The following is a 13478-nucleotide window of genomic DNA, read 5'->3' on the forward strand; positions in this document are numbered from 1 at the left end:
GGTCACCGATCACAAAGGGGGCGATCGGCGTCGGCCTGAGCCCGGAGGGCGTCGAGACTCGCAGATTCGACGTCGCCCGTTGTCGGCTGCGCGCTACGTGTGGGTCGGATCGGCGTATTGGTGTCACTTCGCGATGCCGGCCCGGATGTCAGGCTGGTATCACTCGTCCCGTCGTCCTCGCATTCGACGAGTTGAGCACCTGACGCTCTCGAATTGGTCAGACTCGAAGACTCACCGAGAGTGTTCGGCAGCCTCCAGAAGCTACCGAGGTCGTACAGGAACTCGCGCTGGATCGAGTTCGTCGTGTTCGTCCCATCGGTTCGGGGAAGATAGATCGGCGCATCGGAGAAGTCGAACACCGCCGATGCAACGCTCTGGCCGGTGTCGGTGATCGATACACGAAGCGCGTCGGTGGAGACGATGTCTCCGCCGGGACATGATGCTTTCATTTCCATTAGAACGACGAGACCCTCTGCCTGCGTGCGGTATTCAACCGGCGTCAGGGTCGGTGTCCGTCCGCATTTCGTGACGTACTCGTTGCCTCCGTCGAATTCAGGGACAGCGGGCAGCCTGCCCGGTGCTCCTGACGGTCCGCCGGTCGGTGGGTAGTAGAGGAATCTGTCATTGGAGATCGAGGCGAGTCCGTCGTGGGCCTTCGACCAAGACCAGTGGTTGGTGTGGGAATCGAGGGACCAACTGACAGAGCCGTCGTCGAGTTCGACGGCGAGTACCCTGCCGTCGTTAGGATGGACGAGAATTCGCTCACCGTCCGAGACCGAGTAAGAGAAGTAGTCGCCGATCTTGGTCGACCACAACTGTTCCCCGGTGTCGATTCGGTAGGCCGAGAGCGTGTCCGAGTCGTTGCCCAACACGATGTCGCCGACGATCCGGCGTAGCGAGAAGTGGTCTCCGCCGATGACCGACCACAGCTCGGTGCCGTCGTTCATGTCGTAGGCACCGTGCGAGCCGATGTACGGACGAGATTTCGATGCCGAGACAAGCCACGGTGATGCCGGTGCGTCTTCGTCAACTCTAAATCTCTCGGCACCGTCACGGTCGGACACGATGCTGGAGTATCCGTCCGACGCAAATGGCATCGCACAGAGGACGCCGGCAAAACCTTGTCCTGGAAGTGCCTCGTAGCCACTCAGATTCGGATTCGAAAGCAGTGCGCCATCGACCGCGTTGAGCGCCGTAGATCCGATGCTCGAGTAATAGACGATGCCGTCGACGATCTCGAACGAATGCGAATCGCCGGATCCGACGCAGTCGGTTTCCGGTGGAGTTGTCGTTGTCCACGCCGCATCGAGGTCGGTGGGGGTTCCGCGCGAAATCACCAGCCCGGACTGGCTACCGCCGACAGTGAAGACCGCTCCGTCGGAGACCTCGACCAAGGTGGCCGTATCGGTGTCGACACTCGAACGAATCGCCCCCGAGTCGAGCGAGAAGGAAACGACTCGAGCTGTTCCACCAGGGTTCCTGACGACACAAGGTAGGGCTGCATCGATCGCGGCGGTCGCACACGACACCGTGCCGGCGACCGGCGTTTGCCATCGAATGGATCCGCTCTCGGCGTCGACTGCAACAAGTTGGGACTGCTGGCCCTGCTGTGGACCGACCGTAGTGATCAGAGTCTGTCCCACGTCGATGAATCTCGCCGTTCCATAGCTCGCACCGAGCGAATCCGGCCACAGAAATCTTCCGCCCGGCAGAACCTCGTCAACGTCCAACGACCACCCTGGCGTCGGCTGCGTCGGGTAAGTGTTGACCAGCTGGCCTGCCACCGGTCCATCGGTGTCTCCCGACCGGAGAATCGTGACAACGGTGACGGCGCCTGCGGCGAGGGCCGCGACGGCGGTAAGGGCTGCAACGGCAACAATCCATCCTCGGCCACGAGATCGAGAGGGCGGAGGATGTCCGGCAACCGGAGCCTGCGGTGGTGAAGGCGGGGGTGGTGGGGGAGGTGGGGGCGGGGGCGGCAACGTCATCGGTTGTGTCTCCCTCTGTCGATCATTCGTCCGCTAGGCAAAGCACTACGACAGGACTCTCTTTGCGAACCCAATCGGCGGTGCACGAAGATGTGGACGTGCCGCGGCTGACTACCCGGTGAGTGGCGCTGCTCGAGCTGCATGAGACCGGACTGACGTATGTCTCGCTGGTCCCGTCGCCCTTGTCTGCCCCGAGCCTTCGTACGACGCAGTCACCTACCGAGGCATTGGCGATGACCGACGCCGTGTCGCTTCCGCTGTACGTCGGCGCCACCGTCCGGGATGTGGTGGTCGCATACGTCGGATAAGTCGTACTCGACGATTCAGATGTGTAGTAGAGAGAAGACGCGCTGTCGTAGTCGTCGAACGCGCGGGTGACTGCATTGGCAATGAGAAACATCCACACGATCGACAGCACCAGAAGCGCGGTGAAGATGTAGCCGATGACCAGACCGGCGATTGCAAGTCCTCGCCCCTGCTCACCGGTTCGTTTGATCTGCGCCAGCGAAATGTGGCCGAGCACAATGCCGACCGGCGCCAGCACGAGCGCCCCGACCAGGGCGGCAATTGCGAGGCCGTTTGTGGTCGGAGGTTGGTACAGAACGCCCTGCGGTTGGGCACTCCAGTACTGCTGCTCCCCACCAGGCGGGGGCGGTGGTGGCGGTGGCGGTGGTGGCGGAAGGGTCACCGAATAAGCCGTCGATAGCGCATTCCGTGAATCTAGCGACGCCTCGGAGACCTGTCTGTCGTCCGTTCGGCGGACTGATGCAGAGGTGCCGAAATGTGAAGAGTTCTAACCGGCGAGCAGGCTCAGCCGCCGTAGACCTCGGGGTCCAGGGTGCCGATGTACGGCAGATCGCGGTACCGCTCGGCGTAGTCGAGGCCGTAACCTACGACGAACTCGTTGGGGATGTCGAAGCCCACGTCGCGGACGTCGACGTCGATCTTGACCGCATCCGGCTTGCGGAGCAGGGTGACGACCTCGAGCGAAGCGGGATTACGTGTCTTGAGGTTGCGCATCAGCCACGACAGCGTGAGACCGGAGTCGATGATGTCCTCGACGATCAGCACGTGGCGACCGGCAATGTCCTTGTCGAGGTCCTTGAGGATGCGGACGACACCCGAAGACGAGGTCGAGGATCCGTAGGAGCTCACGGCCATGAATTCCATCTGCGACGGGATCGGCAGGGCGCGGGCGAAGTCGGTCATGAAGAAGACCGCTCCCTTGAGGACGCCGATCAGCAGGAGATCCCCTTCGGGGGCGCCTGCCGGGTAACGCTTGGCGATGTCCTCAGCCAGTTCCGCCGTTCGTGCACGGATCTGTTCTTCGGAGATCAGTACCGATGCGATGTCGCCCTCGTACACGCGTCAAACCCTTCGTCGGTCTTCGAATCCGAGGATCAGCCTGCCACGTCGCCGGGCCGCCACCAACCTCGCCTCCGGTGTTCCGCCCCCGATCGCGACGCCGCCTTGCCCCCGCCAGTCGGTCACCAGGGCGTCGACTGCGCGTAACTGTTTGTCCGTCAATGCTTTTGCGCCGCCCTGCAGGAGCCAGGCCCGCAGAGCGCGTCGACGGATTGCGGTGGGCGCTTCGGCAAGTGTGTCCACTTCCACTTCTCCGTCGACGACAACCCGTAGGAGTAGGGCTTCGGCGTACTCGTCGAGCGACTCGCCGTCCTCACGCAACTGCGTCGCGGTTCGGGCCAACGCTTCGGGAACTCCCCCGCCGAGAATTTCTTCGAGCAGCGGCAACGCCTCGTGCCGCAGACGCACGCGAGTGAACTCGGGATTGTTGTTGTGCGGGTCCTCCCACGGCGTGATGCCCAGGTCGACGCAGGCCGCCCTGGTCACCGATCGCCGGATGCCGAGTAGCGGCCGTCCCCAGGGAGCGTCGAATGCAGCCATACCTTGAATCGATCGCCCACCGGACCCGCGCGAGAGTCCGAGAAGCACGGTCTCGGCCTGATCGTCGAGCGTGTGTCCGAGCAGAACCGGGAGGTCAGCCCTCGCGTCGCGTAGGGCGTTGTACCGAGCCTCACGCGCAGCGGCCTCGAGACTCCCACCATCGGCTACGTCGACGGTCAGGACCGTCGCGGTCCGGCAACCCAGCGCCAGCGCCTGGTCTGCGGCCGAGCGTGCGACGGCATCGGAACCGACTTGCAGGCGATGGTCCACGATCAACGCGTCGACCGAATCGGCTTCCGCCACCGCTGCTGCGGTCAACGCCAATGAATCGGCGCCCCCGGACAGGGCGACGACCACACGGCGCCGCGGCTCGAATGCGAGCGTCCACGCCCGCACGGCCTGTCGCAGCGCCAGGAGGGCAGGCGTCTCAGGCAGCAGCATCTAGCCGAGAACGCGCTTTACCCACGCGTCGGGATTGTCGATCTCGTCGAGCAACGGCAAGGTCTCGGGCCCGGTCCAGATGGTGTTGAACTGCTCCATGCCGACCTTGAGAACCACCGCGTCGACGAAGGCCTTGCCGCGCACGTACTGCGCCATCTTGGCGTCCATGCCGAGAAGCATCTTGATGATCCGCTGCACGGGGTTGGACTTGCGCTGCCGACGCTTGTCGAAGGCCGCGCGGATCGTTGCCACCGACGGCACCACGGCGGGGCCGACGGCGTCCATCACGTGGTCTGCATGCCCTTCGAGGAGGGTGCCGAGTACAAGCATCCGATCCAGCGCGTCACGCTGAGGCTCCGCCTGCGAGGCGCGCAGCAGCCCGATGATGCCGCCCGCCGTCGCACCGTCACTGGAGTCGGGTTCCTTCCGCGAGCGCAGCTCTGCAGCAAGGCGCCCGACAACGTCGGTCATCGACTCGTCCACCGTCGCACCAAGCGTTTCGACGGATTCCTTCATGTACTCCGCGAGCCACGGCGAGGACGAGAACTGGACCCGGTGCGTGACCTCGTGCAGGCAGACCCACAACCGGAAGTCACTCGGGTTCAGCCGAAGGGACCGTTCGACGGAGACGATGTTCGGTGTGACCAGAAGCAGGGTGCCGTGCTCGCCGGTGAACGGGTCGTACTGCCCGAGGATCGCCGAAGACAGGTACGCCAGCATGGCGCCGGCCTGCAGGCCCGCCGGCTTTCCGACGATGAGATTGCCACTGCCGTCAGGGTCGGCGCCGGTGAGATGTGCCATCGACCGCGAGGCCGCCGTGATCCACCCGGCCCGGTCAAGCACGTCAGCGGCCGGGACCGGTAGACCGTCGGCCAGCCCGGTCACTTCACGAACCGGCAGTTCTGCGCGCTTGGACGCTTCGGCGAGTTCTGCGGTTGCCGTCTCGGCCGTGTAGCGAGACATCGCGGGGCCGCCGCGCGCCAGTTTTATCCCGGCTTTGGCGGCAAGACTCCAGTCGACGGCACCACCGAGCGGAGCCGAGGCTTCATCATCTTGTGGAGTCTTTTCGGCCACTATTGGCACCCGCAATTCCTCAATGCTCCGGCAATCGCGTCCAGGGCAGGACGGCTCACTTCTGGCGGCCGGTCATTGGACATCAGTGCGAAGGTGAGCACTCGCCCGTTCTGATCGACCACGAACCCTGACAACGCGCTGGCCGTCGACAGAGTTCCCGTCTTGGCCCGCACCCAACCCGCACCGGTTCGGTTTCCGGACGCGTAGCGGTCGGACAAACTTCCTGTTCCGCCGGCCACCGGAAGGTAGTCCAGCAGGGGGCGCAGTTTCGGATCACCGTCACCGGCCGCAGCCGTCATGACGCGATCGAGTACCTGAGCGGGAATGAGATCGTCGACGGACAGTCCGCTGGAATCGTGCAGCGATACACCGGTGTAGTCGAACCCGGCCGCCTGCAGGGTCTTGCCGGTCGCGTCGACTGCTCCGGTGAACGAGGCTTCGATTCCGGAGGCAATCGCGACCTCACGCCCGATGGTCTCTGCGAGCACGTTGTCGGAATGTTCCATCATCTGCAGCAGTCGGTCGCTCAGCGGCGCCGACTGCACGGTGGCGATCGGCTTGGCACCGGCAGGCGCCGCGCCGAGACTCACGTTGGCGGGATCGACACCGAGCGCCTGAGCGAGCACCTTGCCCGCGTCCAATGCGGGAGTTTCCGAACGCGGCGACTCGTCTTGAGTGCCGTCGTACCGACCACCTTCGATCATCACCGATTCGATCGGGGTGATGTAACCGGCCGCGATGTCCGCGGGGAACCAGCCGGTGGCCATGTTGTCGCCCTTGAACAAGCTCGAGTCCACCACGACGCTGTTCACCGGCGTACCGGCAGCCTTGATCTGGTCGACGAGATCCGCGATGTGCGCTGCGTTGGCGTAGTACCCGCTCTGCCCCTTCGGCGTCGCCGTCAGCGTCGGGTCACCGCCGCCGACCAGAACGACCTGCCCGGGGCTCGTTCCGGGCACCACCGTCGTGGACAGCCGGTGGTCGAGCGGCAACTTCAGCAGTGCCGCCGATGCGGTCAGCACCTTCGTCGTGGACGCGGGCGTCATCGGCGTCGACGGGTCCGTGCTCCAGAGAATGTTTCCGGTGAGCGCATCAGCGACTACTCCGGTGAACTTCCCCAGATCCGGGTTGGCCACGGCCGGGCCGATCGCCGCTGCGATTCCCGACGCGCTCGGGATCGGTGCGTCCGTCGGGACGGGCACCACCTGGGGTGACGGCGTCACGAGCGCAGGCTGAGGCGACGTAGTCACGGTCGTGCTGCCCGCGGTGTCGTTCGACGTACCGAGTTTCACGACGACAACTCCGGCGACGGCCAGTACAACCACTGCACCGACCGCCAGAAGGATGCGGAAGTTACGCCGTCGACTCTCTTCCAACGAGCCGATCTTCTTCTTTCCTTGGCCCGCCAACGCCCCTCCGTCTGTGCTCTGCCTACTGGGTGGTCAGGCAACCTTATCCTTGACCCGATATCCTTCCGACGAATCATTACCGACACGACAGCGAGGAATCGGCGTGGAGTTCGACGTCACCATCGAGATCCCCAAGGGTCAGCGCAACAAGTACGAGGTCGACCACGTAACCGGTCGCGTCAAACTCGATCGCTACCTCTACACAGCTTTCGGCTACCCGGCCGACTACGGCTTCATCGAAAACACCCTGGGTGAGGACGGCGATCCGCTCGACGCCATGGTCCTGCTCCCCGAGTCGGTCTTCCCCGGCGTCATCGTCGAGGCTCGCGCAGTCGCGATGTTCAAGATGGTCGACGAGGCCGGCGGAGACGACAAGGTCCTCTGCGTTCCGGCCGGTGACCCCCGCTGGGATCACATCCAGGATCTGGGTGACATCTCACAGTTCGAGCTCGATGCGATCAAGCACTTTTTCGTCCACTACAAGGACCTCGAGCCGAACAAGCACGTCGAGGCAGCCAACTGGGTCGGCCGCGCCGAGGCAGAGGCCGAGATCGAGGCTTCGATCAAGCGTCTCGCTGCCAACGGCGGTCACTGAGCTCGAGTTCTCAGGCCTAACGAAAATCCCCGCACATCGGAAGATGTGCGGGGATTTTTGTGCTGTTTTTACTCGCCCTTGCAGTTCCTACTCACCCTTGCAGTTCCTACTCACCCTGGAAGACTGGCGGGCGCTTCTGGAAGACGGCGGTGATGGCCTCGGTCAGATCCTGCGAAGGCAGGAACGCCGCGTTCCAGGCTGCGACGTAGCGAAGGCTGTCGTTCACGCTCGCGCTGCGGCTGTGATCGAGCACGTCCTTGATCCCGTGGACGACGAGCGGCGGGTTGAGCGCAATCTCCTTGGCGGTCGCGCGCGCCGCTGCCAGTACCGCGTCGGCATCTTCGAAAACGTCGTTGACGAGGCCGATCTTCTCGGCGCGCGCTGCGTCGATGTCCTTGCCGGTCAGAGCCAACTCACGCAGGTGTCCGTCGCCGATGATCGCGGGCAGACGCGCGAGGCTGCCCATGTCTGCGACGATCGCGACCTTGACCTCGCGGATGCTGAACTTGGCATCGGCACTTGCGTAGCGGATGTCCGCCGCCGTGATCAGGTCGACGCCGCCGCCGATGCACCAGCCCTGCACAGCTGCGACGACGGGCTTGCGGCAATCTGCGACGGCATTGATGCCCGACTGCATGCGCTTGATCATGTCGTGGAACTTGGTGCGCGGGCCTGCCTGAGCCTTGTCCGCGAGGACGGCACCGAATTCACCGCTCATCGCCGGCAGGTCCAGTCCGAACGAGAAGTGCTTGCCGGAACCGGCGATGACGATTGCACGCACCTCGGGGTCGGCGTCGAGGTCGGCGAAGATTTCGGGGAGTTCACTCCAGAAATCCGGCCCCATCGCGTTGCCCTTGCTCGGCCCGATCAGCGTCACCTGGGCGATGTTGTCTTCGCGCTCGACGGTGAACGCATTCCAGCTCTTCTGTTCAGTCATTACTCAAGAGTAACTAAAGGTCGGGCTCAGCCGAAGACCGCTGCCTTCATCCGAAGATTCCTGCCTCGTCAAGTACCAGTACGACGAGGGTGACGGCCATCAGGGCGAACATGATGAGCATCGCCATCCTGGCCGCCCGCTCACTGGTCGGTGGGAAAACGCGCTGCGCCGGATGCTCGGCCACGTACTCGGACAAGGACATGGTCCTGGCACGTGAGCGTGTCGGATTCTGTACCGCTGCTGTTGTAGCCATGTCGGTGATCCTTTCAACTACGCAATCTCAGTCAGGTACCCCAAAGGTGAAGTACCCGACTGAGTTCGACTTCTCCAATGTAGACCCGCAGATCGAAGAAGTCAGCGTGAGTTTGGTGCGAATTACCTGAGAGTCAGTCCACACAGGGAATGCCGCCATTCGCGTCGGCCCGGATGGGTGATCCCTGCGCTCCCGTATCGGGAACGGTGCCGGCGGATACCGACGAGTCCGACTGCGCCGGAGCGGCCGAGAACACGGTCTGCGCATTGTCCTCACCGATCAGTACAGACACTGATTCGGCCGCTGCCTGCTCGTTAGGCACTGCGGCCACGCCCAACTGCTCGGCCAGCGCCTCTGCGACGGCTTTGGCGCCGACTCCATAGCTGACCACCGACTTTGCCGTCGCAGCTGCGGTGCTCACCTCTCCGACTTCGACTCCCGACGCTTTCATCGCCGCTGCCAACGCGGCACCCAACCCGTCCGTCGCGGTTCCGTTGCGGATGTCCACAACTTCGTTCCCGGTCGAGACAGCAGTGTCCATCGCAGGTGCAGATGCCGAGTCACCTCCCGCGAAGATCCGCGACACTTCACTACGCAGACGCGCCGGATCGACCATGTTGACGTCCTGGCCGTCGACGGTCTCGTATCCCTCGATGGGCAGGGTGTAGAAGTCGATGTTCCCACCTGCGAGAGCGCTTGCCTGAGAAGCGAATCGGACGGGATCCATGGCAGAATCGATCACCACGTCCTTCTTCACCACGTCAGCCAGTGCCGTCATCTTCGGAATGTTTCCGATGACGCCGGAGCCCTTCAAGTTGGCGATCACCGCGCTGATGAAAGCCTGCTGCCGGTGGGTGCGATCCAAGTCCCCGTTGTCCAGGCCGTGGCGTTGACGGACAAACGAAAGTGCCTGTGACGGATCGAGAGTCTGAACTCCGGCCGGGAAGTTGGCGCCCGAGAAGTCATCCTGCACCGGATTGTTGAGGCACACCTGAACGGGGCCGATAGCCGAGACGACGTCGTAGAAGCCCATCAGGTTCACTTCGGCAAAGTGATCGATCGGAACCTTGAGCAGATTCTGCACGGTGGTCAGTGTCGACCGTCTTCCGACTTCACGCGCTTGTTGCTCTCGTGCAGCAGGATCCGTCACACCGTCCGCTATGAGTTTGGCGTCCGCATCAGCCTTCGCCATTCCGTACGCTTCCTTGATCTTGGCCATTCCGTAGCCGGGTACCGCGACGTAGTCGTCGCGTGGGATCGCCACTGCACTGGCCTTGCCGCCATCGCCCGGAACATGGAGCAGGATAAGCGTGTTCGTGTTGTATCCACCCACATCACTGTCCCCCGCATGCAGCTTGTCGGTGACGAACTCAGCCGGCAGGTCGCTGCCGTCCATCGCTTTACGACTGTCGAGCCCGATCAACAAGATGTTGGTATCCCCGTCGAGCGAACTGCCGGCGTCGTCACCGAGGGCGGAGAGCGCGTCCGATCGATACAGCCCCGACGTGAGATCCGACTGCACGTACCAGCCGATTCCGACGCCCACCAGAATCGTCGTCGACAGGGACGCCGCCGCCAGCTTGCGCCCCACCGAGAGCGTCGACCGCTGCGGTTGACGCCTACGCCTGTGTCTGGTTGCCGAGTGTCGAGGTCGCGGTTCCACGGCCGACACGCTATCCAGCGTTCCTGAGTAGAACCTGTCGATACCGGACACGGCTGGTCATTGGCTGAAAAAACGCTGAGAATGAAGTCCGAATAGGGCAAATCTGCTCTAGGCTCCGCCCTGTGGACCGCCGACGCTTCCTCAGTGCCCTCGCAGCAGCAACTCTGACCGGAACCGCCGCGGTGACCATGGGAACCGCTTGTTCGTCACGTTCGGTCGGGACGGCAATCGCTGCAGCCGACGAACCAACCGACCCCGTCCCTGTCCCGGATCTCCCGCCTGCCTTGTTGCCGCCTCCACCGCCGTCTGCCCGGGTGCCGCTGCCCGCCGGCGGATCGTTGACCGCGTTACCCGGCGGTGGGGATCTGTTTGCCCTGACGGTTGACGACGGAGCCAGCTCCGAAGTCGTGCGCCTCTACACACAGTTCGCAAAAGACACCGGCATCCGTTTGACGTACTTCGTCAACGGGCAATACAACTCGTGGACCGAAAACGCCGGACTTCTCAGACCGCTGGTCGAGAGCGGACAAATTCAGCTCGGCAATCACACCTACTCGCACCCGGATCTGACGTCCGTGTCGAAGCAGCAGATCGCAGACGAGCTGACGAAGAACGGCACGTTCCTGCGCAACACCTACGGCGTGGACGCGGCGCCGTACTTTCGGCCGCCGTACGGAAGGCACAACGCGACAGTCGATTCCGTGGCCGCGAGCGTCGGCTACACCGTGCCCACCCTCTGGTACGGATCACTGTCGGATTCTTCGTTGATCACCGAGGAGTACATCCTCCAAATGGCGAACCAGTACTTCAATCCGGGGGCCATCGTGATCGGGCACCTCAACTATCTGCCCGTGACCCACGTGTATCCGCAACTGGTGGACATCATCCGGAGCCGAAACCTGCGGATTGTCACGCTCAACGATGTTTATCTGAAGCCGTGACGCCGTGGTGACCGCAGCCGACAACGAGGTCCCGGCCGAAAACACGGCTCCGTCCGTGAAACAACGCACCGAGGCCTGGCTGCTCGCGGACATCACCGAGGAACCCGCCGGACATCTGGGGCCCCACCGGATGGCGCCGAAGAAGGAGAAGCGCCACCCGTGGTGGAAGGTGATGTGCCTGACGGGTGTCGATTACTTCTCCACTCTCGGTTACCAACCCGGTATCGCGGCACTGGCGGCCGGCACGTTGGCTCCCATCGCGACAGTCGTATTGATCCTGCTGACACTCTTCGGCGCTCTACCGGTCTACCGGCGAGTGGCTCGCGAGAGTCCGCACGGCGAGGGTTCGATCGCCATGCTCGAGAAGCTGCTGCCCAAGTGGCGCGGCAAGATCTTCGTTCTCGTGCTTCTCGGCTTCGCGGCCACCGATTTCCTCATCACTATGACGCTCTCGGCTGCCGATGCCACGGCGCACCTCGTCGAGAACCCTTTTGCTCCAACCTTTCTCTCCGGACACACCGTCGCCGTCACCCTGGTTCTGCTCGCGCTCCTCGCTGCGGTCTTCCTCCGCGGATTCACCGAAGCGATCGGTATCGCGGTCGGATTGGTCGCCGTCTATCTCGCCTTGAACGTGGTGGTCATCTCCGTAGGTCTGTGGCACATCGCGACCGCGCCGTCGTTGGTCACCGACTGGACGCGCGCCATGACCACCGAGCACGGAAACCCGGCGATGATGATCCTGATCGCGCTGATCGTCTTCCCGAAGTTGGCTCTCGGTCTGTCCGGCTTCGAAACCGGCGTCGCGGTCATGCCGCAGATCAAGGGCGATCCGCACGACACCGAACAGAATCCACGTGGCCGCATCAAAGGTGCGCGGCGCCTGCTCACCACGGCGGCGCTGATCATGAGCGGATTCCTGCTGACGTCGAGCCTGGTCACCACCATCCTGATCCCAGAAAACGAGTTCCAACCCGGAGGCGCTGCCAACGGTCGCGCGCTTGCCTTTCTCGCCCACGACTATCTGGGTGAGATCTTCGGAACCGTCTACGATCTCAGCACGATCCTGATCCTTTGGTTTGCCGGTGCGTCGGCAATGGCAGGGTTGCTCAATCTTGTTCCGAGGTATCTCCCCCGCTACGGCATGGCGCCGTCGTGGGCCCGCGCCGTGCGTCCGCTGGTCCTCGTGTTCAGCGTCATCGCCATCACTGTCACGATCTACTTCGACGCCGGTGTCGACGCTCAGAGTTCCGCGTACGCAACCGGCGTCCTCGTGCTCATCTCGTCGGCGACCGTCGCCGTTGCACTGTCCGCTCGTAAGCACGGTCAGCGAAAGCTGTTCGTGGGGTTCAGTTTTGTCGCAGTTTTGTTCGTCTACACGACGATCGCGAACATCTTCGAACGTCCAGACGGTGTGAAAGTGGCGTCGTTCTTCATCGCCGCGATCATGGTGGTGTCCTTCCTTTCCCGGATCTCGCGAGCCTTCGAACTACGGGCAACCTCCGTCGAATTCGACGAGACCGCGCTGCAATTCATCGCCGAGGCAGCCGAGAAGGGTTACCTCGCGATGGTGGCGCACGACGTCGACCGTCTCGACGAGGACGAGTATCGGCAGAAGGAATCGCAGCAGCGCGCCGAAAGCAACATCCCGGAGGCGGAGTCGATCATCTTCATCGAAGTCAACGTCACAGACTCCTCCGAATTCAGCACCGACCTCCTCGTCCACGGCCGACAGCGCGGTGAGCACCGGATTCTCTGGGTCGACAGCCCTGCCGTCCCCAACACCATTGCGGCGGTTCTCCTGCGGACGAGAGACATCACCGGCGTGATTCCCGACGTCTACTTCGAGTGGACGGAGGGAAACCCGATCATGTACCTGCTCCGCTTCCTGTTCATCGGTGAGGGCGAAACCGCTCCCGTGACCCGTGAGGTCCTCCGCCGCGCCGAACCCGACCAGTCCCGCCGGCCACACGTCCACGTCGGTTGACGCGGCAAACGATGAGCAGAGGGTTGGTCCAGGCCATGCACCAGGGAAGATCGCACAGAAAGAAGTGCTGCGTGCCTATATTCAGGCGAAACTCGCGGATATCACATCTTGCGTGCGAGGCTCGCCCTGAAACCCATTGCGATGGTGCGGATCTATAGGACGATCGGCCCCCGCTGCACCCACACGTCGAAGCGACTGGCTATCGCAGGTTCGATTCGTCTGTCACCAAGCGATAAAGAACGTATCCAGAAAACACTATTATGGAGACGACGCAGAGTACGAGCATGA

The 13478-nt window shown here is 63.2% G+C and carries 12 protein-coding genes; 3 read left to right on the forward strand and 9 right to left on the reverse strand.

Features of this window, described 5'->3' with window-relative positions:
• Positions 1-2 precede the first annotated feature (2 nt).
• The 6 genes from PCS43_RS06110 to dacB all read right to left on the reverse strand — a co-directional run bounded on the left by PCS43_RS06110 (position 3) and on the right by dacB (position 6817).
• The gene (locus PCS43_RS06110) at positions 3-1988 is read right to left on the reverse strand and encodes an outer membrane protein assembly factor BamB family protein (RefSeq protein ID WP_245361534.1); all 1986 of its coding nucleotides are present in this window, start codon (positions 1986-1988) and stop codon (positions 3-5) included.
• Between the two features lie 22 nt (positions 1989-2010).
• Positions 2011-2676 (reverse strand): DUF4190 domain-containing protein, encoded by a 666-nt coding sequence (locus PCS43_RS06115; protein ID WP_020968343.1) that lies wholly within the window; start codon positions 2674-2676, stop codon positions 2011-2013.
• A gap of 122 nt (positions 2677-2798) precedes the next feature.
• Positions 2799-3353, reverse strand: a complete 555-nt coding sequence (gene hpt / locus PCS43_RS06120) for a hypoxanthine phosphoribosyltransferase (protein WP_003941159.1) — start codon at positions 3351-3353, stop codon at positions 2799-2801.
• 3 nt (positions 3354-3356) lie between these two features.
• Positions 3357-4334, reverse strand: a complete 978-nt coding sequence (gene tilS / locus PCS43_RS06125; RefSeq protein ID WP_209911212.1) for a tRNA lysidine(34) synthetase TilS — start codon at positions 4332-4334, stop codon at positions 3357-3359.
• A complete protein-coding gene (locus PCS43_RS06130; RefSeq protein WP_019746776.1) occupies positions 4335-5408 on the reverse strand; it encodes a zinc-dependent metalloprotease in 1074 nt (357 codons plus the stop codon).
• Positions 5408-6817: a D-alanyl-D-alanine carboxypeptidase/D-alanyl-D-alanine endopeptidase gene (gene dacB / locus PCS43_RS06135; RefSeq protein WP_007727020.1), complete on the reverse strand. Its 1410-nt coding sequence runs from the start codon at positions 6815-6817 to the stop codon at positions 5408-5410. The genes PCS43_RS06130 and dacB overlap by 1 nt, the downstream gene beginning before the upstream one ends.
• A 103-nt stretch (positions 6818-6920) precedes the next feature.
• Here dacB and PCS43_RS06140 point away from each other — a divergent pair, with 103 nt between their 5' ends.
• Positions 6921-7412 (forward strand): inorganic diphosphatase, encoded by a 492-nt coding sequence (locus PCS43_RS06140; RefSeq protein WP_003941181.1) that lies wholly within the window; start codon positions 6921-6923, stop codon positions 7410-7412.
• Between the two features lie 106 nt (positions 7413-7518).
• Here PCS43_RS06140 and PCS43_RS06145 read toward each other — a convergent pair whose 3' ends face one another.
• From PCS43_RS06145 to PCS43_RS06155, 3 genes are all read right to left on the reverse strand, one after another.
• A complete protein-coding gene (locus PCS43_RS06145; RefSeq protein ID WP_209911208.1) occupies positions 7519-8349 on the reverse strand; it encodes a crotonase/enoyl-CoA hydratase family protein in 831 nt (276 codons plus the stop codon).
• A gap of 46 nt (positions 8350-8395) precedes the next feature.
• Positions 8396-8602 carry a hypothetical protein gene (locus PCS43_RS06150; protein ID WP_124568973.1) on the reverse strand — a complete coding sequence of 69 codons (207 nt, stop codon included), beginning with the start codon at positions 8600-8602 and terminating at the stop codon, positions 8396-8398.
• Between the two features lie 133 nt (positions 8603-8735).
• Entirely contained in the window at positions 8736-10265 is a 1530-nt protein-coding gene (locus tag PCS43_RS06155) for an LCP family protein (RefSeq protein WP_228232425.1), read from the reverse strand.
• A gap of 122 nt (positions 10266-10387) precedes the next feature.
• Here PCS43_RS06155 and PCS43_RS06160 point away from each other — a divergent pair, with 122 nt between their 5' ends.
• Together PCS43_RS06160 and PCS43_RS06165 are read left to right on the forward strand one after the other, a co-directional pair.
• Positions 10388-11206 (forward strand): polysaccharide deacetylase family protein, encoded by an 819-nt coding sequence (locus tag PCS43_RS06160; protein WP_209911205.1) that lies wholly within the window; start codon positions 10388-10390, stop codon positions 11204-11206.
• Between the two features lie 4 nt (positions 11207-11210).
• Positions 11211-13190 carry an amino acid permease gene (locus PCS43_RS06165; RefSeq protein ID WP_007727027.1) on the forward strand — a complete coding sequence of 660 codons (1980 nt, stop codon included), beginning with the start codon at positions 11211-11213 and terminating at the stop codon, positions 13188-13190.
• Positions 13191-13478 lie beyond the last annotated feature (288 nt).

Origin of the sequence: Rhodococcus sp. C-2, from assembly GCF_027854095.1 — a bacterium.
In the GTDB taxonomy this organism is placed as follows: domain Bacteria; phylum Actinomycetota; class Actinomycetes; order Mycobacteriales; family Mycobacteriaceae; genus Rhodococcus_F; species Rhodococcus_F qingshengii.